This window comes from Caulobacter sp. X (genome assembly GCF_002742635.1).
Lineage (GTDB): Bacteria > Pseudomonadota > Alphaproteobacteria > Caulobacterales > Caulobacteraceae > Caulobacter.
Map to the genome: position 1 here is coordinate 1,225,920 of NZ_PEGF01000002.1, position 25,693 is coordinate 1,251,612.

Here is a 25,693-nt window from a genome sequence, read left to right on the forward strand (position 1 = left end):
GGCGCTCCTCTATCCCCAGCTCTCGGAAGCGCCCGCGCGCCGCGCCATGGCGCGGACGGGGGTGGTGGTTCGCAGGGCGGGGGAGGGCTTTTCCGCCGCCTTGCCGTAGAGCCAGCCTTGAGCGAAGTCGACGCCGGCGTTGCGGACGATGTCTTCGACTTCCGGCGTCTCGACCATCTCGGCCACGGTGCGGATCTTGAGGTCCCGGCACATCTGCACCAGGTGACGGACCATGGCCCCGTCGCGGCTGTTGTCGGCCAGCTCGCGGACATAGCGCCCGTCGATCTTCACGATGTCCAGGTTCAGCTGCTGCAGATAGGCGAACGAGGCCGAACCGGCGCCGAAGTCGTCCAGGCACACCATCGAGCCCATCGAGCGCAGCGCCTGGATGTTCTGGTTGGCGAACGGCAGGTCGTCGATCGCCGAGGTTTCGGTGATCTCGAAGATCAGGCGGCCCTTCACCTCGTCGAAGCGGGCCAGCATCCGGTCGATATGATCGACAAAGGTCTCGGAGACGATCGTGCGGCCCGAGATGTTCACCGCCAGCTTCAGCTTGCCGTCGTAGTCGTTGGCCAGGCGTTTGATCACCTGTTCCACCACGACCTTGTCGAGCTCCTCGATCAGGTCGAACTCCTCGGCCATGCGGATCATGGCGAAGGGGCTGGCGCCGTCCTCGAAGCGGACCAGGGCCTCGTGGTGATGCGCCAGGCCCGTAGCCATGGCGACGACCGGCTGGAAGGCCAGGCTGAAGCGGCGCTGGGTGATCACCGCGCTCAGCGCGCCGGCCTGGGCCAGGGTGCGCTTGACCGAGCGGTTCATCGCCTCGGTGAGATTGGCGGGCGGGCCGTCCTTCAGGCCGCCGCGCAGGAAATCATCCAGCGCGTAGCGCAGCGCTCGCAGCGCTCGCGACGGCGGCGAGGCGTTGTCCAGAGGCACGACATGCGCCTTGGCCTCGGTGTTCACGATCTGGCTCAGACGCTTGAGCATGGTCTCGGACTGCTCGTCGCGAGACCGCACCAGAGCGAAGCGGTCCTGCGACAGCTGGGTCGCCGCCGAGCCGCCGTGGGCCTCCGCGCGCACCGCGCCGGCCACGCGGACGTCCAGCTCGGCCGCTTCGCTGGGCGAGAGGCCGTCGCGCATGGCGCCGAGCCCAGCGAACTCGACCATCGCCAGCTCCAGCTCCATGCCGGTGGCGCGGGCCGCCTCGAACAGGCCCTTGGCGATGTCGTCGAACGACTCGCGCGGCTGCAGTTCGCCAGGCTTCAGGGCCGGGGCCGAAGCGTGGGCGACGGTGACCGCGCAGGAGATGCGGCCTTCGTTCTCGGGAAGCGCGCGCAGGATGACGCCGACATGGCGCGTCTCGTCGTCGGCCAGGCGAAGCACGATCGGACCGCGACGCTGGCCATCGTCGGCGGACGCCAGCACGGACGCCATCAGCGGGCGATCATCGGGATGGAAGAGGCTGGTCCAGGCCGCGCCGGTCAAGGCCGCTTCGCTTCGGCCCATGATCCGCTGCGCCGCGCCGAGCACCAGGCGAACCTGGCCGTCCCGCAGCTCGACCAGAAGGTCGGCGCTGGCGAAGGCGAGGCCCAACAAGCGGCGGGGATCGATCGACAAGGCGGCCTTCTCCAAGACTGACCTGGAAGCTTCCACAATTGGCTTAAGGACCGGTTGCAAACCCTGGGTTTAGGGGCTCAACCCCAGCCCATTTTTTCAAGGGCGCGCGGTCTACGACAGAAACGGACGTTTCTGCGTGTGAGAACATCTTGCGAACATGGAACAAAGGCGGTACGCATTAAGGGTGTTCCACAGGTCGTTTCGACAGGGCGCTGGAAGCGCCGGGCGACCCACCGGAATCATGGGATAGAGGGCGGACCAACAATGACCAGTCAGGCGGCTTTGAAACTCGTGGCCAAGGAAGAAGGCGATAAGCAACGCGCGCTAGAGGCGGCTCTCGCCCAGATCGACCGCGCGTTCGGCAAGGGCTCGGTGATGAAGCTGGGCGAAAAGGGCAAGGTCGAGATGGAGTCGGTTTCGACCGGCTCGCTCGGTCTCGACATCGCGCTCGGCATCGGCGGCCTACCTAAGGGGCGGATCGTCGAGGTCTACGGTCCGGAAAGCTCGGGCAAGACCACCCTGGCCCTGCACGTCGTGGCCGAGGTGCAGAAGGCCGGCGGCACCGCAGCCTTCGTCGACGCCGAGCACGCGCTGGACCCGTCCTACGCCTACAAGCTTGGCGTCAATCTCGACAACCTGCTGGTCTCCCAGCCGGACAACGGCGAGCAGGCGCTCGAGATCACCGACACCTTGGTTCGCTCGGGCGCGGTCGACATCGTCGTCGTCGACTCCGTGGCGGCCCTGACCCCGAAGGCCGAAATCGAAGGCGAGATGGGCGACAGCCTGCCGGGCCTGCAGGCGCGCCTGATGAGCCAGGCGCTGCGCAAGCTGACCGCCTCTATCAACAAGGCCAACACCATCGTCATCTTCATCAACCAGATCCGTCACAAGATCGGGGTGATGTACGGCAGCCCGGAAACGACCACCGGCGGCAACGCGCTGAAGTTCTACGCCTCGGTGCGCCTGGACATCCGCCGCACCGGCTCGGTCAAGGTTCGTGACGAGATCATCGGCAACAACGTCCGCGTGAAGGTCGTCAAGAACAAGGTGGCCCCGCCGTTCCGCGAGGTCGAGTTCGACATCATGTACGGCGAGGGCATCTCCAAGCTGGGCGAGGTCATCGACCTGGGCGTCAAGGCCGGCATCATCGAGAAGGCCGGCTCGTGGTTCTCGTACGGCAGCCAGCGCATCGGCCAGGGCCGCGACAATGTCCGCGAGTTCCTGAAGAACAATCCGGACATCGCCAGCAGCATCGAAGCGGCCGTCCGCAAGTCGTCGCAGAAGATCGAGGAAGAGCTTCTGGTCGGCGGCCCGGAGGAGGGCGACGAGGAATAGCCTTCGCGCTCAAGCATTTTCCGACGAAGTGGATACCGGTTCGTCGCCAGAAAATGCGTTCAGGCAAGAGATTGGATCGTTTCCGATCGGAAACGATCCAGGGTTTCGCGGCCCTCGCCTCAGCCACGGGCGGTCCCCGCCTTCAACACGCCCGCGGCCCCACCGCCGCGACGGCCGCGATCAGGCCGCCTGGACCCCATGCCAGGCGGCCTATTTCTTTTGCGGATGCTGGACGCTCGAGGTCGCGGATGATCTTCGCCTTGCCCTGGATGGAGCTGGGCGGCACAACCTGAAGGCGGAGGGAGAGATGATGCGTTCGATCCTTACGGCGGTCGTGATCGCCGGCCTGCCGACGCCATTGCTGGCGGCGCCGCAGGATCAACTGGCCCCCTGTCGCCAGCTCGCCGACCAAGTGCGGCAGCGCGCTCGGACCCACTCCGATTTCGTCAAGCTTGACGTCAACGCCCTGCTTGCGCCCACCTTGATCGTCCGAGGAGCGGTCGCCGCGCCGCCGCGCGCCGTTCGAGCGGCCGCCGAGCGTCTGCTCGACGTCGACTCCGGCGGAGCCCTGGAGCTGTCCATACTCTCGCCTGGCGTCTGGCGAGCCGAGCGCATGGAAGGCACGGCGAATTGCACGCGAGACGTCTTCTTTCGCATGGCGGGCGGACAGCCGGTGACCTTGCCGGCCCCGCCGGCGTTTACGGACCTATGCTGGACCTCCAGTCGTCGTGTCGGCGTCATGAAGAAAGCCGCCGTGCTCGTGCAGCGCGATAGCGTGGATGGGCCCGTTCCTGGATTCGACGTCGAGATCACGCCCTGGCGAGGCGGTTGGCGCCCCGCCTGCCGCCTCTCGGTCCGCTATCGCGACGCCTTCAAGGTCACCGAGTCCTTTGGCGAGAGCCAGGCGCTTCGACGGTCCGCCGCCCCGCTCGCGACGCAACTCGCCACGGCGCTCGCGCGAACCCTTGGCGTCTCGGAACCCTCCGTCGCCGCGGCGGCCCCCGTCGCGGCGGCGCGTCGCTATCCGGCGCTCATGGTCGCCGCCAAGCGGTTCGCCGCTCGCGACATGACCGGCGCCGATAGCCTTCCAACGTTTGGAGAGGCGGCTAAGACCGAGTTCACCGACTTCAGCGACACCGTGACCTCGGCGGTCGTCGTCATCGACGGCGAGCCCTTCGTGGCGCGCGTCGGCGTCGGCGGCGTCGGTTGGCGACCGATAGGCGACTATCTCGTTGTCCTCTACCGCCAGGGGGCGAAGGACCTTGAACCGGCCGCGAGCTTTGTCGTGACGCAGAGCATGACCGGTCTCCTCTCCGCGAAGGCCGAGGTTCCGAAGCCCTGGGACAACCCGCGATGAGCCGCGCTTGCCCGGACAGGGCGAGCGCGATTTGGCCGGGGCCGTGATCCGTCCTCCCGCGGATTTCGGGGAGGCCAACTCCAATTGCGTGGCGCGCCGGACCCGCCCTTTTCCGCCTTAACCCGCGCTCCCATCTGCGAGTCGGTTTCCCCTTCGCTAAAAACCGCGCTATGCAGCGCGCGACTCCCGGCCGCTCGCCGGACGCTTAAGACTTGAGACGCTCATGCCCAGCTTGAACGAGATCCGCAGCACCTTCCTCGACTACTTCGGCAAGGCCGACCACGCCGTGGTCCCGTCCGCGCCGCTGGTGCCGCAGAACGATCCGACGCTGCTGTTCGTCAACGCCGGCATGGTGCCGTTCAAGAACGTCTTCACCGGCGCCGAGACCCCGGCCCATCCGCGCGCGGCCAGCTCGCAGAAGTGCGTCCGCGCCGGCGGCAAGCACAACGACCTCGACAATGTCGGCTACACCGCCCGCCACCACACCTTCTTCGAGATGCTGGGCAACTTCTCGTTCGGCGACTACTTCAAGGAGCAGGCGATCCATCACGCCTGGACCCTGCTGACCGGCGAGTTCAAGCTGCCCAAGGACAAGCTGCTGGTCACGGTTTACCACACCGACGACGAGGCGGCCGCGCTGTGGAAGAAGATCGCCGGCCTGTCGGACGACAAGATCATCCGCATCCCGACCAGCGACAACTTCTGGTCCATGGGCGACACCGGCCCTTGCGGTCCGTGCTCGGAAATCTTTTACGACCATGGCCCGTCGATCGCCGGCGGCCCTCCCGGCAGCCCCGATGAGGACGGCGACCGCTTCATCGAGATCTGGAACCTCGTGTTCATGCAGTTCGAGCAGCTGGCCGGCGGCGAGCGCGTCTCGCTGCCCAAGCCCTCGATCGACACCGGCATGGGCCTGGAGCGGATCGCGGCCGTGCTGCAGGGCCAGCACGACAACTACGACATCGATCTCTTCAAGACCCTGATCGCGGCCAGCGTCGAGCTGACCGGCGTCAAGGCCGAAGGCGCCCAGGCGCCGTCGCACCGCGTGATCGCCGACCACCTGCGCTCGTCCTCGTTCCTGCTGGCCGACGGCGTGTCGCCCTCGAACGAAGGTCGTGGCTACGTCCTGCGCCGGATCATGCGCCGCGCCATGCGCCACGCCTACCTGCTGGGCGCGAACGAGCCGCTGATGCACCGCCTGGCCCCGGTCCTGGTCCGCGAGATGGGCCAGGCCTATCCGGAACTGCGCCGCGCCGAGGCCTCGATCGTTGAGACCCTGCGCCAGGAGGAAGAGCGCTTCCGCGTCACCCTGGGCCGCGGCATGGGCCTGCTGGACGAGGCCACCGCCAACCTTTCGGCCGGCGGCGTGCTGGACGGCGAGACCGCCTTCAAGCTCTACGACACCTACGGCTTCCCGCTGGACCTGACCCAGGACGCGGTGCGGGCCAAGGGCCTGACGGTCGACACCGACGGCTTCGACGCGGCCATGCAGAAGCAGCGCGAGATGGCGCGCGCCAACTGGGCCGGTTCGGGCCAGCAGGGCGCAGCTGCGGCCTGGTTCGCGATCAAGGAAAAGAACGGCGCGACGGACTTCGTGGGCTACGAGACCACCGAGACGACCGGCGTCGTCAAGGCGATCGTCGTGGACGGCGCCGAGGTCGAAAGCGCGACCGGCGGGACGACTGTCGAGGTCCTGCTGGACCGCACCAGCTTCTACGCCGAAAGCGGCGGCCAGGCCGGCGACCAGGGCGTGCTTGAGGCCAACGGCCGCGAGAACCGCGTCATCGACACTCAGAAACAGGCCGGCGACCTGCACGTCCACCGCGTCGAGCTGTCGGGCGATCTGAAGGTCGGCGACAAGGTCGTGGCTTCGGTCGACGCCGAGCGCCGCCACACCACTCGCTCCAACCACTCGGCAGCCCACCTGGTGCACGCCGCCCTGCACCATGTGCTGGGCCCGCACGTCGCCCAGAAGGGCCAGATGGTCGACGGCGAGCGCATGCGCTTCGACTTCAGCCACGGCGGCCCGCTGACCCCGGAAGAGCTCGACAAGATCGAGGCCGAGGTCAATGCGGTCATCCGCCAGAACGTCCCGGCCGAGACCAAGGAAATGGCGCCGCAGGAGGCCATCGAGGCCGGCGCCGTGGCGCTGTTCGGCGAGAAGTACGGCGATAGCGTCCGCGTCCTGACCCTGGGCAAGTCGCTGACCGACGAGGCCAAGGCCTATTCGGTGGAGTTGTGCGGCGGCACCCACGTGGCCCGCACCGGCGACATCGCCCTGTTCAAGATCGTCTCGGAGCAGGGCGTCGCCGCCGGCGTGCGCCGCATCGAGGCCCTGACCGGCGAGGCGGCCCGCCGCTTCCTGCTGGATCAGGCGGGCGTGGCCAAGTCGCTGGCCGACCAGTTCAAGACTCCGGTCGCCGAGGTCGCCTCACGCGTCGACGCCCTGATCGCCGACCGCAAGCGCCTTGAGAAGGAACTGGCCGAGGCCAAGAAGCAGCTGGCTTTGGGCGGCGGCGGCGCGGCCTCGGGTCCTGAGGACGTCAATGGCGTGGCCCTGATCGCCCGCGTGCTGGACGGCGTCGGCGGCAAGGAGCTGCGCGGCGTGGCGGAAGAGTTCAAGAAACAGCTGACCTCGGGCGTGGTCGCCCTGGTCGGCACGTCCGAGGGCAAGGCCGCCGTCACCGTGGCGGTCACCGCCGACCTGACGGGCAAGTTCAGCGCCGCGGACCTCGCCAAGGCCGCCGTGATCGCCATGGGCGGGCAGGGCGCAGGCGGCAAGGCCGACTTCGCGCAGGGCGGCGCGCCCGACGACAGCAAGGCCCAGGAAGGCCTGGCGGCCGTCAAGGCGGCGCTGGCCGGCTGATCCTTTCCTCGCGGGAAGACATGAAGGGGACGCCGAATAGGCGTCCCCTTTCTCGTATCCGCTTGACGACGGCGCGGTCAGGCCCTCAACTGAGTTACGGTTGTAATTCTTTTGGGGCGGAGCGACATGAAGACACGCCAGCTGGCGGCCCTGGGCTTGGTCCTGACGCTGGGGGCCTGCGAGCGCGAGGTCGCCAGGACGCAGGTCAACTTCGCCCCTCCGGACCTATGGCGGGTTTCCGTCGTCGAGGACTCCGGCGGCAAGGGCGGGGCGGCGATCGACATCTGCGCCAATCCCGAGCTGGCGGCCTCGTTTACGCGCGTGGAGCCTAAGGTCGACGGCCTGCCATGTCTGCCCGTCGGCAAGCCAGCCAAGGACACGGCGCAAGAGCGGATCACCCGCTGCGAGGCGGGCGGCGCGCGCTATGGCCTCTACGTCACGACGACGCGCAAGACGCCAGAGGACTTCACGGTCCGCTTCGCGCTTCAGCCTCTGCAGGACCCTGGCGGCAAGATCGTCCAGGCGCGGCGCTACCAGCGGCTCGGCGCGTGTCCGGACGGCTGGGCCGCCGGCGACCAGGGCGCGCCAGGCGGAAAGCCGACGTCCAATCTCCTGAGCGGCAAGCAGGTGGCGGCCGCCAGATAACTCAGCGTCGCGCCCGCCCGACCCGCGCCTTGCGTTTCTTCCACCAGATGACGACGCCGGTGACGCTGAGCGCGGCGACGACGAGGCCGGTGAGAGAGATTAGGATCCGGCCGGGCAAGCCCAGGATACGGCCCGAGTGCAGGGGGAACTGCGCCTGGACGAAGATGTCGGCGGCGGTCCCGACCCAGGGCAGGCGCTGGCCCGCGAACTTCCCGGTCTGGCCGTCGTAGTAGAGATAGGGCGGGCCGACGCCCGCCGCGCCATGATCCCCGCCAGGCTCGAAGAAGCCGACGCCATAGATCCCATAGGCCGGCGAATAGAAGGCTCCGCCCGCCGGCGTGCTCCAGCCGCGCGCCTTGGCCTCGGCCTTGGCGGTTGCGATGATCTCGGCATAGCCGCGCTGGGCGATGATCGGCTGGTCCAGCGGCGCGGGCGCGCGCAGCTCGAAGGGGCCCGGCGTGGTCTTCGAGATCTTGGAGAGCGCCGGATAGAACACCTCGCTATAGAGGTTCAGCGAGAAGGCCGTGAACGCCACGGTGAACAACACGCCCCACAACCACAGGCCAAAGGCGCGGTGGATGTCGAAGTTGATCCGATAGGCGCTGGCCTTGGTCTTGATCTGCCAGGCCGGCTTCCACCGGCTCCAGAAGCTCTTGCCGGTCTTGGCCGAGGCGCGAGAGGGCAGGGTCAGGTAGAAGCCGACGAAGCAGTCCAGCGTCCAGATGACGGCGATGACGCCCATCAGCCAAACGCCCCAGCGGTCGATCCCCCACATCGCCGGAATATGCAGGCTGTAGTGGAGGACGTAGAGGAACGAGACGAAGGTCTCGGAGGTGATCGGCCAGGCCGCGCCCCACTGCCGACGGCCTTGCTCGTCGCCGGTCGCCGGATCAATGAAAACCTGGTTGTAGCCCGGCGCGAACAGCTTGGCCGTGGCGGGATCGCGCTTCGGCTCGACGCCAAAGGCATAGGCTTCGCCAGGCTCGGGCGTCAGCGGGACATAGGTGACCTGCACGCGGGGATCGCGCGCCTCGATGCGCCGGGCCAACTCCAGGGGCGGCAGGGACGGGCCGTCCGTGCGGGCGTGCATGAGGTGCGGATTGAGCAGGTCGTCCAGCTCGTGGTCCCACGAGATGATCGCGCCCGTCACGCCCGAGATGAACAGGAAGCCGGCGATCGCCAGCCCGCCCCACCGGTGCAGGAAGCCCAGGAAAGGCCGCAAGGCCGGCCTTGGCGACGCCGGACGGGATTTGCGGGCCAAGAGGGGCGGAGTGCGCGCGTCCATGGGATCCCGGCCTAGAACGCGTAGTCCAGACGCAGCGAGACGCTGCGCGGCGCGGCGTAGTAGGATTGCCCCCACATCAGGCTGGTCAGGTAGCCCTTGTCGGTCGCGTTCTTGACGTTCAGCGTCGCGCGCACCTTTTCGGACACGTCCACGCCCGCCATCAGATCCAGCACGCCATAAGCGTTCTGGGTGATCGTCTGGTCGGAGGTCTGGATGTCGTCCTGCCAGCGGAATTGAGCGCCCAGGGTCAGGTTCCGCAGCGTGGGGATCGTATAGGTGGTCGAGGCCTTGAGCGTCTTGCGCGGCAGGTAGATGCGGGCGGCGTCGCCATCGCCGTCCTTGATCGACATGTCGGTCCAGCCCAGGCTCACGCGCCATTGGGCGTTGACGGCGCCGGTTGCTTCCAGCTCGTAACCCGTCGCCTTGGTGTCGACGCCCGCGTAGTAGCTCTTGCCGTCGTCGAAGGTCCCCGCGTACTCGGCCAGATCGGCTTGGCGCGACGTGAAGACCGCGCCCGTCACATAAAGCCGCTTGTTGAACCACTCGCTCTTGAAGCCGGCCTCGTAGCTCTTGCCATGAGCCGGGTCGAGCTTGACGTGATTGACGTCGACCTCGGCCTGCGGATTGAAGATGTCGGTGTAGTTCGCGTACAGCGAGACGTTTTCGTTCAGATCATAGACCGCGCCGAGATAGGGGCTGACCTTGCTGGCGTCACGCGCCTGGTCGGCGCCGTACGAGAAGCCCTTGGATTTCAGCCACAGGGCGTTGAAGCCGCCGACGATTTTCAGCTGATCCGTCACGTTCAGGTGGGCGGCCGCGTAGAAGCGGTTCAGGCGGTCGATCTGGTCCGCCGCCAGATACGCGCCGGGGAAGGTCGGTTCGGCCAGCTGGGCGCTATCCCAGTCCCAGACCGGGCCGTAGATGATCGTGTCGGCGGAGGAGTCTTCGTACTCGTGGCCGTGGGAGCGCGAGGTCTGCCCGCCGATCACCAGTTGGTGTTCGCGTCCGAACAGCTTGAAGGGGCCGGAGGTGTAGGCGTCGAGAATGTAGTTCTCATAGACGGACGGATAGACGCCCGCCATGCCCAGGACGCCCAGCCCGGTCGTCTTGTCAGGCGCGCCATAGGCGTAAAGCAGTTTCGCGTTTTCCTCGAAGCGCTTGTAGGTGCCGATGGTCTTGACCTGCCAGCCGTTGTCGAAGCGCCAGGCGAGCTCGGCGAAGGCGGTCTGGTCGCGAACGTTCCAGTGGGTCCAGTCGGCCGAGGTCGAGGCCGAGCGCGGATAGTCGATCCGGGAGCCGTCGCTGTAGAGCAGGGGCAGGGCGCCCCAGTTGTTGCCCTTCGCCCGGTTGTCCTGCATCGACCAGCCGACCGTCGCCGTCAGGTTCGGCGTGGCGTCCCAGGCCAGCAGCGCGCCATAGACGTTGCGGTTGACCTTGTAGTGGTCGAGGTAGCTGTCCCTGTCCTCGTTGGCGTAGATCAGCCGGCCCGCCAGCGTGCCCGAGGCGTTCAGCGGGCCCGAAACGTCGGCTTCGAGGCGATAGTCGTGCCAGGAGCCGTATTGCGCGGCGGCCGAGGCCTGGAAAGTGTTGGTCGGGCGCTTGCGCACATAGTTGATCGTCGCCGACGGATTGCCCGTGCCGGTCATCATGCTGTTGGCGCCGCGAACGGCCTCGACGCGGTCGAACAGCACGGTGTCCAATTCGCCGAACTGGATGCCCCAGATCAGCGGCAGGCCGATGCCGTCGACCTGGAAGTTGGTGATGTCGAAGCCGCGGGAATTGTAATAGGTCCGGTCGGTCTCGACCCGTTCGACGTTCACGCCCGTGATCTGGGCCAGCAGCTGGTGGACGTCGGTCAGGGCGAAGTCATGGATCCGGTCCTGACCGACAAGGCTGACCGATTGAGGCGTTTCACGCAGGCTCATGTCGAGGCCGGTCACCGCCGAGGTCCGCGTCCGCGCTCCCGTGATCACCACGCGATCCACCTGATTGGCGTCAGCGACGTCCGCGCTCGTTTCCGCAGCGACCGCGAGGCTCGAAGCGCCGGCGCAGGCCAAGGCGGCCCCGCCCAGCAGCAGGGCGCGGAAGGTGGGAAGCATGGGAGATCTCAATGCGAACGATAATGATTCTCAAAATCATCTATCGGTCGAGATCGGCGGTGTCAAACCAGCGCGGCCCTTAAGGCCTCGCACCCGGAAGCAGAAGCACCGTCACAGCGAGGGTCAGCAGCGCCGCCGCCGTGGTCAGGGCCACGGTGCGGGCGGCGCCTCGCGCGAAGACGTCGTAGGCGCGCGTCTGGATAAAGACGCTGACGGCCGTGGGGGCGGCCGCGAGCAGGGTCGCTCCGGCGCGGAAGGCCGGCGGCGCGGGCGTCAGGCCGATGACCAGCCAGGCGAGCACTGGAAACAGCGCGAGCTTGGCGACGGTCGCCGTGACGATGGGGCCATTGCGGGGCGTGGCCTCGCTCCCGGCTTCGCGCAGACCCAGCGCCGCGCCCAGCGCCACGAGGCCGACCGGACTGCCCGAGGCGGCGGCCAGGCCCAGGGCGCGATCCAGCGCCTCGGGCGGCCTGACCTCTAGCAGCGCCAGGGCGACGCCGGCGAAGGCGGCCGCGACGACGGGATTGCGGAACGCCTGAAGGACCGAACGCCACACCGATCGCCCGGCCGCCCAGCCGAGCAGGCCCACGCCCGCCGCCGACAGGATCACGAAGTCGACCGCGATCACGCCCGCGACCAGGCGCGCGGTCTCGGCGCCCAGGACCGCCGAGGTGATGGGCAGGGCCAAGAAGGCGCTGTTGCCGACGCCGCTGGCGATCCCCGCGCCGGCCCGTTCGGCCTTGGTCCATCCCAACGCCCGGCCCAGGATGACGATCATCGCCATGACCGCGAGGCCCACGGCCGCGTAGGCCGCCAGGCCGGCCGTCAGCTCGGGTCCTGGTCGCCCCACGCGCGACAGCGAGTGGACCAGCAGAGCGGGGAAGCCAATCCAGTAGACATAGATCGACAGGCCTCTGGCTTGCTCGGCGTCCAGCAGGCGAAGCCGGGTCAGCCCCAGCCCGGCCCCGACCAGCAGAAAGAACGGCCAGACGCGGGCCAGGACGTCAGCGACGACAGCGATCACGATCGAAACCTCTCAGGCCTGTCGCTCGTCGGCCGGAAGGCGAATGTGGACCAGCCTCCAGGTGAACAGCGCCCGGCGCTCGAAGGTGAAGACGGTCGCCTTGCCGGGGGCTCCAGGACGCTTGACCACGATGCGGACGCGGTTCGGATCCCAATAGGCGATGGTGGGGTGGGGACCCTTGAGGGCCCGTTTCAGCGCTTCGCCGGACGACGGCTCCAGCGGCGGCGCGCCGGGGGCGTAGCCGCGCGTCAGGGCGTTGAAGCCCGACACCGTCAGATAGCGATCGACCTTGGGCTCTGGCGGCGCGATCGGCTCCACGGCCTTCTTGAAGACCCCCATCGGGTCGCGCCAGATCGAGGGAGTCTCCGGCTTGGCGGCCGGCGCATCGGCGACCAGTTGCGCCGTGAGACTGCTGCGGACAGCGGGGAAATCGACGAGCTCGCCGATCGCCTGGACGTCCTCGTACTGCGCCGCCGCCTTCAGCGCCCGGAACGCGAACCACGGCGCGGAAACGAACGTGGCGGCGAACACGAAGATCGCCAGCACGATCAGATCCCAGATCCGCTTCTGCAGGGTCATGCCGGCTCCGAAGGTTGGCACCGGATAGACCAGTTCTCCGGCTGGCTCGCAAGGGCGCTCGCACGTCAGGGGCTACCGCCTCCTCGTGCTGAGGATCTAGTAGCCCCGACCTCCCTACGGCTAGGCGCGCATTGGAGGTTCAGTCGCTAGCGCCATCCAGCTCCTTGAGCCTTTGCGCAATTAGGTCGGAGAATTGATAGATATCGGTCAGTTCGCCGATGTGATGACGGGTCTCTTCCTTTCCGGTGAAAGTCCCAAAGTATTTAGTAGTGGCGCTATTAAAGTGTAGGCGAGCAATGCTCTTTCGGTTGTTGTCATCGAGTAGGATTGCGCAATAGGATTTTGCGTCGCGCATGACGATCCTCTTCGGATGAACGTGCTTAGCTGCGATTGCCTGGACGATGTGGAAGCCCGAAATTTCCTCGGCGGTCGTGATGACTTCAGCCTCTTCCGCCTCGGACGGCGCCGCGACCTCCTCAGGTATGGTCGATGCATTCAGGGCCGAAGAGAGCCTTTCATTGACTAAATCTCGTATAAGCGTCGCAATCGTATTCGTGAGCAGCTTGGAGAAGTTCTCGCGCACTTGCGATGTGATGCGGCCGTCGTGAACGCGGCTAGCCATCATTCGCACGAATTCCTCCGATGGATCGGAAAACTCCTTCTCTAACTCCTTACGGAGTAGCGATTGAAGTTTCAGAAAGCCCGCCTCCTGAACGATTTTCTCGATATCGAAGGCGTGCTTGGAGAACTTTTCGATGGTTCGAATATCGGTAGGTTTCAGCGTGTCCATGCTGAATGAAAAGAACGGCTTGTCGTCCATTTTGTTGGGCGCTTCGACGTCCGAATAGAACTGGAAGACGACGCCGTTTGTTAGGATGGCCAGCCTAGCGTCGGTGACGCTGAAATAGCGGAACAGTTGGCTGGCGTGGTTCAGATTTAAGGCCGAAGAGGCAGGTTTGCACTCGATCAGGATCTTTACTTTGCCGGCATCGCAGATCGCGTAGTCGACCTTCTCGCCCTTTTTCGTACCGACGTCACAGGTGTACTCCGGGATCACCTCCGACGGGTTGAAGACGTCATAGCCGAGTGCCTGAATGAACGGCATGACGAGCGCGGTCTTGGCCGCCTCCTCGGTCAGGAGAACTTCTCGATGTTCGATGGTTCGCTTTTGAAGTTCCGCTAATCGCGTTGCTAAATCCATGCCGCGCCCTCCCCGATGCACGTTTCAAGGGTACAATGGCGTCTGTTCTCGCTTTCGTCCACACCGTTGACGAAGCTCGGATGGGCCGTGGTTGGCTTTTGGTCTGTGATTTTGGGAGGGAATGCTGGCTCCGCGCTGAGCCTGATACGAAAAACGCCCCCGAGGGATCTCGGGGGCGTTCTCGCAGTCGTCTTCGCTTGAGGCGAAGGCTTAGACGGCCATGGCCTTCTTCAGGTTCTCGTCGATCTTGTCGAGGAAGCCTTCGGTGGTCAGCCAGCCTTGCTTGTCGCCGACCAGCAGGGCCAGGTCCTTGGTCATGTAGCCGCTCTCGACAGTGTCGACGCAGACCTTTTCCAGGGTGGCGGCGAAGTTGGCCAGCTCGGCGTTGTTGTCCAGCTTGGCGCGGTGGGCCAGGCCACGCGTCCAGGCGAAGATCGAGGCGATCGAGTTGGTCGAGGTGCTCTCGCCCTTCTGATGCTGGCGGTAGTGGCGGGTGACGGTGCCGTGGGCGGCTTCGGCTTCCACCGTCTTGCCGTCCGGCGTCATCAGCACCGAGGTCATCAGGCCCAGCGAACCGAAGCCCTGGGCGACGATGTCCGACTGCACGTCGCCGTCGTAGTTCTTGCAAGCCCAGACATAGCCGCCCGACCACTTCAGCGCCGAGGCGACCATGTCGTCGATCAGGCGGTGCTCGTAGTGGATGCCGAGAGCCTTGAACTGCTCGGCGTAGTGCGCGTCGTAGACTTCCTGGAAGATGTCCTTGAAGCGACCGTCATAGGCCTTGAGGATCGTGTTCTTGGTCGACAGGTAGACCGGGTACTTGCGGTTCAGGCCGTAGGCGAACGAGGCGTGGGCGAACTCGCGGATCGACTCGTCGAGGTTGTACATCGCCATGGCGACGCCGGAGCCCGGAGCCTTGAACACTTCGTGCTCGATGGTCTGGCCGTCTTCGCCGACGAACTTGATCGTCAGGGTGCCCTTGCCGGGGAAGAGGAAGTCGGTGGCGCGGTACTGGTCGCCAAAGGCGTGGCGGCCGACGATGATCGGTTGGGTCCAGCCCGGCACCAGGCGCGGCACGTTCTGGCAGATGATCGGTTCACGGAAGATCACGCCGCCCAGGATGTTGCGGATCGTGCCATTCGGCGACTTCCACATCTTCTTGAGATTGAATTCCTTCACGCGGGCTTCGTCCGGCGTGATGGTGGCGCACTTGACGGCGACGCCGTGTTTCTTGGTGGCGTTCGCCGCGTCGATCGTCACCTGGTCGTCGGTGGCGTCGCGATTTTCAACCGAAAGGTCGTAGTAATCCAGTTCCAGGTCCAGGTACGGGAAGATCAGCTTATCCTTGATGAGCTTCCAGATGATCCGGGTCATTTCGTCCCCGTCCATGTCGACGACGGGATTGGCGACTTTGATCTTGGCCATTGCGGGGCAGTTCCTCTGGCGGTGGCGCGCCTGGAGCGGCCTGGCGCACAGGGCCAGGACGCGGCGCGGACCGGGTGGCTATAGACTGTTGCGTGGCGAGGGAAAAGCGGATCGGTTGGCGCGCGACGCGCGTTCGAGGTTTGAGTTCGCGGTTTTGGGTTGTTCGTCAGGCGGGGGCGCTGGGCGGGCGACGGGTCGGAAAGGCGCTTCGTAGCGCGAGGATTGGCATTTCAGAGCAAGGCCGGTCCGCAGAAGCGACCGGCGCGGGGGCGCGGTGAACGGCGATCAAGCCACGAATGCTCAGGTGACGCGGCCCTTGGCGCGTCGTCTGCTGACCATGGTCGCGATGCTGTCGATCGCGGTGACGGGGGTCGCGACCGCCGCGGCTTTCTTCTTTGTGCGCGAAAGCGCCGCCGACACCCAGACCCGCCACCTGGCCGCCTATGTCGGCGAACGGGTCAAGACCGAGGATCGGCTGTTCTCCGACCTGGTGAAGGTTCACGACGCCGCGGCCGAGGCGCTGACGCGCCGCCTGGAGAATGGCGACCGCGCGCGAGACCTGGCGCGGTTCGACGCCCTGTTCCCCGACCACGGCGACGGCACCCGCCGCTCGGCGCCCGGCCTCTTCGACGGAGCTCGGATTGGCGAGAGGTACGTCTATGGCGTGGGGGCGTACCTGCCCAACGCCGCCGCCCTGACGCCGGCCGACAAGTCGTTGTTCGTCTCGGCCCTGGACGTGGTGGCGGCCACCGGCGAGGCGCAGCTGCGTCACTACGATAACTTCTACTTCTTCACGCCGGACTCGCGTCTCGTGATGTTCGGGCCGCATCGGGCCGACAAGCTGCAGTTCTACCGGCGGGACGCGCCGCCGGACCTCAGCATCGCTCGCGAGGAAATGACCCTGCTGACCCTGCCGGAGAACAACCCCGAACGGGCGATGAAGTGCACCAAGCTGAGGCGGTTGATTTCCGATCCGACGGGACGCCGGCTCACCGTCGCCTGCCTGACGCCCTTCTATTTGAAGGACCGGTTCGTCGGCGCCTTCGGGGCGAGCATCTCGCTGGACTCTTATCTGCTGCGAGCGGTGGGGGATGCTCTGCCGGGCGGGCGTAACCTGATCGTCGCCGACAATGGCGACCTGATCGCCGCCCAGGGGCTTTCCCGCAAGGGAACGGTCGACGCGGCCTCCCTGCGCCGCTTCGAGGCGGACGGCGACCTCAAGCGCCTGGTCCAGACGATCCGGGCGCAGAACCGCAAGGTGGGCGCGGTGCTGTCGCCGCGGGGCGACCGTCTGGTGGCCTATGGTCGCCTGGTGGAGCCAGGCTGGTGGTTCCTGATGACCTTCCCGTCGGGGGATATCATCTGTCCGTCGCTGAAGACCGCCTCTTGGGTGCTGTTGTTCGGTTTCTTGGGCGTGCTTGTCCAGGTGTTGCTGCTGTACCGCCTCACGAACCAGATGGTGGTCGCGCCCCTGCACGACTTGGCCGAGGCCCAGCGGTTGGGCGACCCCGCGGCGGCCGAACCGATCGAGGCGCGCGAGGACGAGATCGGCGCCCTGGCCCGCTCGCTGCGCGGCCAGCGGGACCGCAACGAGGAGCTCTTGCGGTCGCTTGAGGAGCGGGTCGCCGAGCGCACGGCCGAGCTGCAGCGCGCCAACCAGGCCAAGTCGGTTTTCCTCGCCAATATGAGCCATGAGCTGCGCACGCCGCTGAACGGCGTCATCGCCATTGGCGACCGCCTGGCCGAGGAGCAGGACCTGAGCGTCCGTCGGGAGCTGGCGGCGCTGGTCTCGTCTTCCGGGCGATTGCTGGAGCAGGTGCTCAGCGACATCCTGGATGTCTCGAAGATCGAGGCCGGCGAGTTCCAGCTCACGCCCGAGCCGTTCGATCTGGCCCGCCTGGTGCGGGGCATGGCCGAGCTGCACGCCGCCGCCGCCCAGGCCAAGGCCCTGACCTTCCGCTGGTCGGTCGCGCCTGACACGGCGGGGACTTACGAAGGCGACGCCGGGCGCATCAGTCAGATCCTCTCGAACCTGCTGGCCAACGCCGTCAAGTTCACCGACGCGGGCGAGGTGGCGTTGGATGTCGACCAGGTCGAGGACGGCGTGCGCTTCGTTGTCCGAGACACGGGTGTCGGCTTCGACGCGGCGGTGCGCGCGCGCCTGTTCAAGCGCTTCGTCCAGGCCGACCAGTCGATCACCCGCCAGTACGGCGGCACGGGCCTGGGCCTGTCGATCTGCGCGGCCCTGACCGAGAAGATGGGCGGACGGATCAGCGCCGACGGCGCGCCGGGGGCGGGAGCGCGCTTCGAGGTCGTGCTACCGCTGCCGCGTTGCGAGGCGCTTCCGGCCGAGACCGAGGAAGCGGGGGGCGAAGCGGTCTCGCTGGAGGGGCTGCGCGTGCTGGTCGCCGAGGACCACCCGACCAATCGCAAGGTCGTCGAGATCGTGCTGGAGTCATTCGGCGTGGACCTGACCCTGGTCGCCGACGGCGAGGCGGCGCTCGCCGCGCTGGACGCGAAGACGTTCGACGCGGTGCTGATGGACATGCAGATGCCGGTGATGGACGGCCTGTCGGCCACCCGCGCCATTCGCGCTCGCGAAGCCGCCTCCGGCGCGCGGCCGATGCTGGTCATCATGCTGACCGCCAACGCCATGGAGGAGCACATCGCCGCCGCCCAGGCCGCCGGCGCCGACCTGCATTTGGCCAAGCCCCTGCATCCGGGACAGCTCATCGAGGCGCTGGCGCGGGCGCGACAGGGCTAGAGCATTTCTCGACGAGCAGGCCCGGTTCGTCGTCAGACAGTGTTCTAGAACGACTTCAAGACGGTCCGACCCGTCTCGGCGATGATCGCCTCGCGGGCCGCGGTGTCGGCGGTCGAGCCGGACAGGAAGACCGCCAGGGCGATGCGCCGACCGTCCTCGAGTTCGATCAACGCGACGGCGTGGCTTTCGGGCGTTACGCCGAGGTCGACGCGGTTCGCGCCGGCCGCCTGCCAGATCTTGGCGCCTTTAGGCAGGCCCGTGGCGAGATAGCCAGGATCATCTCCGGTCAGCAGGCGCGGATCGGCGCTCGCGAAGGCTTCGCGGGTGTTGAATGCTTCGAGTAGACGGACCAGTCCCACGGGCGTGGCCGTGTCGCGGTCGTCGGCCGCGCGCCGACGGATCGCGCTGGCGCGTTCGTTCGTCGAGACGCTCGTGATGGCGCGCCGCCAGGCCGTCTCGCCTTTCCAGTCGGCGCGAAACGAAGCCAGACCCGCAGCCTCGGTCTCGACCTGGCGGCGATAGCGGTCGACCGAGATTCCGGTCAGCTGTCGCACGCCCAGCCAGCCGTTGACGGCGCCCGGACCGCCGATCCGCTTGGCGAGCAGGTCGAGAGCGGTGTTGTCGCCGGCCCTGGCCAGCGCCTCCAGCGCCGCCACCGTATACGATCGTCGGCCAGGCCAAGCGTCCGCCACCGCGCTGGGCGGCGGCGAGAGATCGACATCGCGCACCGTGATCGTCTCGTTCGGATCAAGGCGGCCGGCCGCCTGATCGGCCAGCACCGCGGCTAGGATCGGGATACGGGCGGCCGCGCCCAGCATGAAGGGGTGATCGCCGTTGAAATCCCAAAGCTGGCGCGTGCCCAGGTCCTCGGCGGCGACGCCCAGCACGCCCGGATCGGCGCGCGCGGCGATGGGGTCTATCGACTTGCGCAGGTCCTTGGGATCCATGGCTGGATCCTCCTGGCCCAGCATCGGTTTTTCCCCACAGGCGTAGAGAAAGGGCGCGGCGGCGAGGGCGGTCAGGAAGGCGCGTCGGTACATCCCGTCTAAACGCGCCCCTAGTGGTTAAGCTCCTGCCCTCTTGCGTCTTGTGCGCGGTCGGCGGCAAAGGGAGCGGATGACCGATGAAAACCCGTCCGCCGCGGCGCGACCCGCGCCGCCCTGCGTGATCCTGAACGAACCCCAGCTGGCCGAGAACATCGGCTCGGTCGCGCGGGTCATGGCCAATTTCGGCCTTTATGACCTGCGCCTGGTGCGGCCCCGCGACGGCTGGCCGCAGGAGCGCGCCTGGGCCAGCGCCTCGGGCGCCAGCTGGCCGCTGGACGACGCCAAGGTGTTCGACAGCCTGGAGGCGGCGATCGCCGACCTGAAGCTGGTCTACGCCACCACGGCCCGTCCGCGCGAGACACGCCTGCCGGTCTACACGCCGCGCGAGAGCGCCGCCCATCTGGCCGAGGAAGTCGCCCAGGGCCGCAAGGTCGGGCTGCTGTTCGGCGGCGAGCGCGCGGGGCTGGAGACCCACGACATCGCCCTTTGCCAGGCCATCGTCTCGATCCCGATCGACGAGCGGTTCCGATCGCTGAATCTGGCCCAGGCCGTGTCGATCAACGCCTACGAATGGAAGATGACCCAGGACGACCGGCCCTGGAAGAAGTTCGAGCACAATGTCGAGGAGCCCGCCGACCAGGCCGCCCTTCTGGGCCTCTATGAGCATCTGGAGGACGAGCTGGAGAAGGCCGGCTTCTACCATCCGCCCGAGAAGAAGCCGTCGATGGTCCGCAACCTGCGGGTCCCGCTGGCGCGCGCCCGCCTGACCGACCAGGAGGTCCGCACCTTCCGGGGCGTGATCACCGCGCTCAGCAAGGGACGGGGCCGCGTTCTGGCCAAACTGGCGGAAAAGGCGGCCAAGAAGCCCGCTCCTTAAGGACGAGATCCCGCGGCGGATTTGACCTGGATCATCCGCCGCCGGATCGGCGAGGCGCAGGCTGCGTTCAAGTGGTCAAAAAGGAGCCTCTCCATGAACCCAGACGCCATCACCCTCGTCGTCGTCGCTGACGGTCGCCGCGCTCGCCTGCTTGAGCAGCCGCGCATCGACGGTCCGCTGCATGACCGTCCCGAATGGCTGGCCGACGTAAAGGAACATCACGATCACGCTGCCCCCAGCCACATCACCCACTCGGGCGATGCTCGGGACCGCGCCGAAAAGGCGTTCCTGACCGACCTGGCCAAGCGGCTGGAAAGCCTCGGCGCTAAGCATCACTTCGACCAGATCATCCTGGTCGCGCCGCCGCGCGCGCTGGGCCATCTGCGCGAGGCGCTGTCGCCGGGCCTCGCCAAGAAGGTCGTCGGCTCGGATCCGCACGAGCGCGTCGACGCCACCATCATCACGCTGGAAGCCGCGGTCCACGCCGCGCGCTACGCCAACGCGGCCTGATACGCGCCCGGCGGCTCCCCGGGAGCGGTAGACGGGAGGCGAGCGGCCTTGCGCCGCTCGTCTTTCCCGCGTTCACTCGCCTCCAAACAAACGTTGGCCAAACAGCGTTGGGGAGAGAGCGCCATGAACCGTCGAGAGCTGCTGGCCATGGCCAGCGCGCTGGGCTTTACGCCCGCCTTCCAAGCCCGCGCCGCTACGCCGACAGACACGACGGCGGCGCGCGACGCCTATCTCTACGCCCTGCCGCTGATCGAGATGGCGACCACCCGCGCCCGGATGCTGAAGGCGCCCGGCGCGGCGATCAACAAGCTGGACCATGCGCGGACCCTGTCGGACCACACGTCGCGCCGGGTGACCACGCCCAACAACGACACCCTCTATTCCTACGCCTTCCTAGACCTGACCAGCGGGCCGGCGATCCTGACCATCCCGCCGATGGGCCAGCGCTACTACTCGGCGGCGGTCATGGACATGTTCACCAACAACAACGTGGTGTTGGGGACGCGCACGATCGGCGGGGAGGGCGGAACCTTCACCCTGGTCGGACCGGGGCAGGCTTCGACGGGGCCCAACCCCGTCCGGATCGCGACGCCGCACGCCTGGCTGTTGCTGCGGGTGCTGACCGACGGCGGCGATGACCTGGCCGCCGCGCACAAGGCGCAGGACGGGTTTGGGCTGAAGGGGGCGGCCGCCGCGCCGGTTCCGGGCTACGCCACGCGCGACGCCGCGCCGGAAGCCTATTTCGCCGCCGCCCGCGCCCTGCTGGCCAGCGATCCCGCGCCGCCGACCGACCTGCGCATCCTGCGCCGCACCGCCGCCTTCCTGGGCGCGGGTCCCTTCGACGCCGCCACGGCCGCGGGCGGTGTCGATGAGGCGAAGCTGATCACCGTGTTCGCCAAGGGGCGGCAGACCTTCACCGGCGGCTGGTCCTATCCGCGTCCGACGCTTGGCGACTACGGCCAGGACTATCTCTACCGCGCGATCGTCGCCTTGCAGGGCCTGGGCGCCCTGCCGGTGGCCGAGGCGATGTACATGAAGGCGGCCGGCGACGACGGGGCGGGCCTGTTCACGGGCGATGATGTCTACCGCCTGAGCCTGCCTGCCAAACTGCCGCTGGACGGCTTCTGGTCGCTGTCGATGTACGAGGCCACGGCCGACGGCCAGTTCTTCTTCACCGACAATCCTCTCAAGCGCTACACGATCGGCGACCGCACTAAGGGCCTGAAACGCAACGCCGATGGCGGGTTGGATATCTGGATCAGCCGAACCGACCCTGGCGGCGAACGCTCGGCCAACTGGCTGCCCGCGCCCAAGACGGGGCCTTTCGCGATGTACCTGCGCGCCTATCTGCCCCGGGCCGAACTCCTGGACGGCCGCTACCGCCTGCCGCCGGTCGTCAAGGCCTGATCAGGGCTCGACCCGGACGGCGCGCGGCGGCAAAGTCGCGCCGACTCGTTCCTGAGGAGACCTCCCGATGAAGACCCGCGCCGCCGTCGCCTTCGAAGCCAAGAAGCCGCTGGAGATCGTCGAGGTCGACCTCGAAGGGCCCAAGGCCGGCGAGGTGATGGTCGAGATCAAGGCGACGGGCGTCTGCCACACCGACGCCTATACGCTGGACGGTTTCGACAGCGAGGGCATCTTCCCCTCGATCCTGGGCCACGAGGGCGCGGGCGTGGTGGTCGAGGTCGGGGCGGGCGTGACCAGCGTGGCCGTCGGCGACCACGTGATCCCGCTCTACACGCCCGAATGCCGCCAGTGCAAAAGCTGCCTGTCGGGCAAGACCAATCTGTGCACGGCGATCCGCGCGACCCAGGGCAAGGGCCTGATGCCGGACGGCACCAGCCGCTTCTCGTACAAAGGCCAGCCGATCTATCATTACATGGGCTGCTCGACCTTTTCGAACTACACGGTCCTGCCCGAGATCGCCGTGGCCAAGATCCGCCGCGATGCGCCGTTCAAGACCGCCTGCTACTGCGGCTGCGGCGTGACCACCGGCGTCGGCGCCGTCACCAACACCGCCAAGGTGGAGCCGGGCGCCAACTGCATCGTCTTTGGCCTGGGCGGCATCGGCCTGAACGTGATCCAGGGCCTGAAGCTGGTCGGCGCCAACATGATCGTCGGCGTCGATCTGAACCCGGCCCGCGAGGAATGGGGCCGCAAGTTCGGCATGACCCACTTCGTCAATCCCAATGACGTGCAGGGCGACCTCGTCGCGCACCTGGTGGCCCTGACCGACGGCGGCGCGGACTACACCTTCGACGCCACCGGCAACACCGGCATCATGCGCACGGCGCTGGAAGCCTGCCACCGCGGCTGGGGCGAGAGCATCATCATCGGCGTGGCCGAGGCGGGCAAGGAGATCTCCACCCGTCCGTTCCAGCTGGTCACCGGCCGCGTGTGGCGCGGCACGGCCTTTGGCGGCGCGCGCGGCCGCACCGACACGCCCAAGATCGTCGACTGGTACATGGACGGAAAGATCCAGATCGACCCGATGATCACCCACGTCCTGCCGCTGGAAGAGATCAACAAGGCCTTCGACCTGATGCATGCGGGCGAGAGCATCCGGACGGTGGTGACGTTCTAAGATTTCAGTTCCTTTCCCTCTTGCTGGGAAAGGTGGCCGCGAAGCGGTCGGATTGGGGGTGTCGGCTCGGCGATGGCGGGGCTGACACCCCCACCCCCAGCCCCTCCCCGCAAGGGGGAGGGGAGGAGATTGCGAATGACCGTCGAAACCCTCTCCACCCACCGCGTCCACGGCGGCACGCTCCGCTACTGCAAGCACGCCTCCACCAGCACGGGCACGCCGATGAAGTTCACGGTGTGGACTCCGGACGGGCAGGGGCCTTTCCCCTATCTCGTCTGGCTGTCGGGCCTGACCTGCACGGAGGACAATTTCACGGTGAAGTCGGGCGTCTATGCGCACGCCGCCAAGCACGGGATCGCCATTGTCGCGCCCGACACCTCGCCGCGCGGCGAGGGCGTCGCCGACGATCCGGCCTACGACCTGGGGCAGGGCGCCGGCTTCTATGTCGACGCCACCCAGGCGCCGTGGGCGCCGCACTTCATGATGCACTCCTACGTCACTGGCGATCTCCTGGCGGCGGTCGAGGGCGCGTTCCCGCTGGACGGCGCGCGCAAGGGAATCTTCGGCCACTCGATGGGCGGCCACGGCGCCCTGATCATCGCGCTGAAGCACCCCGAGCTCTTCAAGTCGGTCAGCGCCTTCGCGCCCATAGTCTCGCCGCTGAACTGCCCGTGGGGCGACAAGGCGCTGACCGCCTATCTCGGTACCGATCGCGCGGCGTGGCGCCCATACGACGCCTGCGCCCTGATCGAGGACGGGAAGGGCGAGGGCTTCGACGATATCCTGATCGACCAGGGCCTCGCCGACAATTTCCTGGAGAGCCAGCTGAAGCCGGAACTGATCGAGGCCGCCGCCGCTAAGGCCGGCCGCAAGGTCACGGTCCGCCGCCAGGAAGGCTATAACCACAGCTACTTCTTCATCACGACCTTCATCGGAGACCACCTGGCGTTCCACGCCGCCCGGTTGTGACTCTTTCGTAATTCATCCTGGGTTCAGGCGGCGGGCGGTCCTCTCACGGTCAAGCTGACTGGAGGGGAAATCCATGAAACTCGCACCGCTCGCCGCCGTGATCGCCCTGGGCCTGAGCACCTCGGCCTGCGTGATCATCGACGCCGATGAGCTCCATACCGACTACGCTCAGACCCGCGGCGTTTCGGACAGCCTGGAACGCCTGCAAGGGGCGCGGGTCGAGGGCGGAGACTTGGTGATCCGGGTCTCCTCCAACGGCTGCACGCGCCAGGACGACTTCTCGGTCGAGAGCCAGCGGCGCGACGGCCTGACGGCCTTCAGCTTCATTCGCAAGCGTCCGGACAACTGCCGGGCCCTGATCGCCGAGGGTGTGGAGTTGCGCTATCCGCTGGACGACTTCGGCGTCCAGCGCGGCGGCCAGATCCGCGTGCGCAATCCGCTGGTGCGGCCCTGATCCCGGAAAGGGCGGGGAAGATTGACTCCCCGCCCGCCTTCGCTCATAAACCGCGCCTTCACGCCGCCGGCTCGCCGCGCGGCGCGATGACCTTATGACGGATTGACCCGAAGCCGCCGTTGCAATCGCGCCTCTTTTTAAGGGGAGCCGGCCCGGATCGTTAGAAAGAACGACTATGTCGAAGCGCCATAGCGCCAAGTACAAAATCGACCGCCGCATGGGTGAAAACCTGTGGGGCCGTCCGAAGTCCCCGGTCAACTCGCGCTCGTACGGCCCGGGCCAACACGGCCAGCGCCGCAAGAGCAAGGTTTCGGACTTCGGTCTGCAGCTGCGCGCCAAGCAAAAGCTGAAGGGCTACTACGGTAACCTGACCGAGAAGCAATTCTCGCGCACCTACGAGGAAGCCGCCCGCCGCAAGGGTAACACCTCGGAGAACCTGATCGGCCTGCTCGAATCGCGCCTGGACGCCATCGTCTATCGCGCCAAGTTCGTGCCGACCCCGTTCGCCGCGCGTCAGTTCGTCAACCACGGCCACGTCCTGGTGAACGGCAAGCGCGTCAACATCCCGTCGTACCGCTGCAAGCCGGGCGACGTGATCAGCGTTCGCGAAAAGTCGCGCAACATGGCTCTGGTTCTGGAGTCGCTGGCCTCGAACGAACGTGACTTCTGCGAGTACGTCTCGGTCGAAGCCAAGTCGATGACCGCCACCTTCGTCCGCGCTCCGGAACTGTCGGAAGTTCCGTATCCGGTGAAGATGGAACCGAACCTCGTCGTCGAATTCTACGCTTCGTAAGCGTCGGACCAGACACGATACGGAAAAGGCCCCGGAGCGATCCGGGGCCTTTTTTGTTTCCCGCCCCTTGAACCCCAACAACCGGCTGCCTAGCTCTAGAACAGCGGGACCGGGCCCCTCTGGCGAGCGATGCAAGCGCTCGTGATGTCGGACCGCATCGGGTGTTCTCGATGTCTTGGGTCCGGCCGCCTAGCCCCCCTCCCCGAAAGGCGCCGTATCTGGCCGGGAACACCCGATCCATCCTTTCTGGACCGGAGGTTCCT

The 25,693-nt window shown here is 67.0% G+C and carries 20 protein-coding genes; 12 read left to right on the forward strand and 8 right to left on the reverse strand.

What is annotated here, in order from left to right; genetic code table 11:
• Positions 1 to 9 precede the first annotated feature (9 nt).
• On the reverse strand, positions 10 to 1,617 hold the full coding sequence (locus CSW60_RS18135; RefSeq protein WP_099539179.1) for an EAL domain-containing protein: 1,608 nt from the start codon (positions 1,615 to 1,617) through the stop codon (positions 10 to 12).
• Between the two features lie 264 nt (positions 1,618 to 1,881).
• Here CSW60_RS18135 and recA point away from each other — a divergent pair, with 264 nt between their 5' ends.
• The 4 genes from recA to CSW60_RS18155 all read left to right on the forward strand — a co-directional run bounded on the left by recA (position 1,882) and on the right by CSW60_RS18155 (position 7,820).
• Complete coding sequence (recA, locus tag CSW60_RS18140; protein WP_099538578.1) at positions 1,882 to 2,952, forward strand: recombinase RecA; 1,071 nt, start codon at positions 1,882 to 1,884, stop codon at positions 2,950 to 2,952.
• Between the two features lie 310 nt (positions 2,953 to 3,262).
• The gene (locus CSW60_RS18145; RefSeq protein ID WP_143324207.1) at positions 3,263 to 4,309 is read left to right on the forward strand and encodes a hypothetical protein; all 1,047 of its coding nucleotides are present in this window, start codon (positions 3,263 to 3,265) and stop codon (positions 4,307 to 4,309) included.
• A 223-nt stretch (positions 4,310 to 4,532) separates the two neighbouring features.
• On the forward strand, positions 4,533 to 7,175 hold the full coding sequence (gene alaS, locus CSW60_RS18150; protein ID WP_099538580.1) for an alanine--tRNA ligase: 2,643 nt from the start codon (positions 4,533 to 4,535) through the stop codon (positions 7,173 to 7,175).
• A gap of 126 nt (positions 7,176 to 7,301) precedes the next feature.
• Positions 7,302 to 7,820: a hypothetical protein gene (locus tag CSW60_RS18155; RefSeq protein ID WP_099538581.1), complete on the forward strand. Its 519-nt coding sequence runs from the start codon at positions 7,302 to 7,304 to the stop codon at positions 7,818 to 7,820.
• Between the two features lies 1 nt (position 7,821).
• Here the strand turns inward: CSW60_RS18155 and CSW60_RS18160 are convergent, their stop codons facing one another.
• The 6 genes from CSW60_RS18160 to CSW60_RS18185 form a co-directional block, all read right to left on the reverse strand.
• On the reverse strand, positions 7,822 to 9,042 hold the full coding sequence (locus CSW60_RS18160; RefSeq protein ID WP_236634311.1) for a PepSY domain-containing protein: 1,221 nt from the start codon (positions 9,040 to 9,042) through the stop codon (positions 7,822 to 7,824).
• A gap of 74 nt (positions 9,043 to 9,116) precedes the next feature.
• Entirely contained in the window at positions 9,117 to 11,204 is a 2,088-nt protein-coding gene (locus tag CSW60_RS18165) for a TonB-dependent siderophore receptor (protein ID WP_099538583.1), read from the reverse strand.
• A 79-nt stretch (positions 11,205 to 11,283) separates the two neighbouring features.
• Positions 11,284 to 12,228: an AEC family transporter gene (locus CSW60_RS18170; RefSeq protein WP_099538584.1), complete on the reverse strand. Its 945-nt coding sequence runs from the start codon at positions 12,226 to 12,228 to the stop codon at positions 11,284 to 11,286.
• Between the two features lie 12 nt (positions 12,229 to 12,240).
• Positions 12,241 to 12,807, reverse strand: a complete 567-nt coding sequence (locus tag CSW60_RS18175) for a DUF2939 domain-containing protein (protein WP_201723086.1) — start codon at positions 12,805 to 12,807, stop codon at positions 12,241 to 12,243.
• A gap of 139 nt (positions 12,808 to 12,946) precedes the next feature.
• Positions 12,947 to 14,008 (reverse strand): type I restriction endonuclease, encoded by a 1,062-nt coding sequence (locus tag CSW60_RS18180; protein WP_099538586.1) that lies wholly within the window; start codon positions 14,006 to 14,008, stop codon positions 12,947 to 12,949.
• 210 nt (positions 14,009 to 14,218) lie between these two features.
• A complete protein-coding gene (locus CSW60_RS18185) occupies positions 14,219 to 15,433 on the reverse strand; it encodes an NADP-dependent isocitrate dehydrogenase (protein ID WP_099538587.1) in 1,215 nt (404 codons plus the stop codon).
• Positions 15,434 to 15,770: 337 nt separating this feature from the next.
• On the opposite strand from CSW60_RS18185, the gene CSW60_RS18190 reads away from it, so the two are divergent.
• A complete protein-coding gene (locus tag CSW60_RS18190; RefSeq protein ID WP_099539180.1) occupies positions 15,771 to 18,197 on the forward strand; it encodes an ATP-binding protein in 2,427 nt (808 codons plus the stop codon).
• A 44-nt stretch (positions 18,198 to 18,241) separates the two neighbouring features.
• On the opposite strand, the gene CSW60_RS18195 is transcribed toward CSW60_RS18190, so the two are convergent.
• A complete protein-coding gene (locus CSW60_RS18195; protein WP_099538588.1) occupies positions 18,242 to 19,237 on the reverse strand; it encodes a serine hydrolase in 996 nt (331 codons plus the stop codon).
• Between the two features lie 76 nt (positions 19,238 to 19,313).
• Between CSW60_RS18195 and CSW60_RS18200 the strand changes: the two genes are divergently transcribed.
• The 7 genes from CSW60_RS18200 to rpsD all read left to right on the forward strand — a co-directional run bounded on the left by CSW60_RS18200 (position 19,314) and on the right by rpsD (position 25,430).
• Positions 19,314 to 20,120, forward strand: a complete 807-nt coding sequence (locus CSW60_RS18200) for an RNA methyltransferase (RefSeq protein ID WP_099538589.1) — start codon at positions 19,314 to 19,316, stop codon at positions 20,118 to 20,120.
• 93 nt (positions 20,121 to 20,213) lie between these two features.
• Positions 20,214 to 20,630, forward strand: a complete 417-nt coding sequence (locus CSW60_RS18205) for a host attachment protein (RefSeq protein ID WP_099539181.1) — start codon at positions 20,214 to 20,216, stop codon at positions 20,628 to 20,630.
• Positions 20,631 to 20,753: 123 nt separating this feature from the next.
• Positions 20,754 to 22,037: a DUF1254 domain-containing protein gene (locus CSW60_RS18210; RefSeq protein ID WP_099538590.1), complete on the forward strand. Its 1,284-nt coding sequence runs from the start codon at positions 20,754 to 20,756 to the stop codon at positions 22,035 to 22,037.
• Positions 22,038 to 22,104: 67 nt separating this feature from the next.
• Entirely contained in the window at positions 22,105 to 23,214 is a 1,110-nt protein-coding gene (locus tag CSW60_RS18215) for an S-(hydroxymethyl)glutathione dehydrogenase/class III alcohol dehydrogenase (RefSeq protein ID WP_099538591.1), read from the forward strand.
• 135 nt (positions 23,215 to 23,349) lie between these two features.
• The gene (gene fghA, locus CSW60_RS18220) at positions 23,350 to 24,183 is read left to right on the forward strand and encodes an S-formylglutathione hydrolase (RefSeq protein WP_099538592.1); all 834 of its coding nucleotides are present in this window, start codon (positions 23,350 to 23,352) and stop codon (positions 24,181 to 24,183) included.
• Between the two features lie 73 nt (positions 24,184 to 24,256).
• Positions 24,257 to 24,637, forward strand: coding sequence for a hypothetical protein (locus tag CSW60_RS18225; protein ID WP_099538593.1), 381 nt, complete (start codon positions 24,257 to 24,259; stop codon positions 24,635 to 24,637).
• A gap of 175 nt (positions 24,638 to 24,812) precedes the next feature.
• The gene (gene rpsD / locus CSW60_RS18230) at positions 24,813 to 25,430 is read left to right on the forward strand and encodes a 30S ribosomal protein S4 (protein WP_013078362.1); all 618 of its coding nucleotides are present in this window, start codon (positions 24,813 to 24,815) and stop codon (positions 25,428 to 25,430) included.
• Positions 25,431 to 25,693 lie beyond the last annotated feature (263 nt).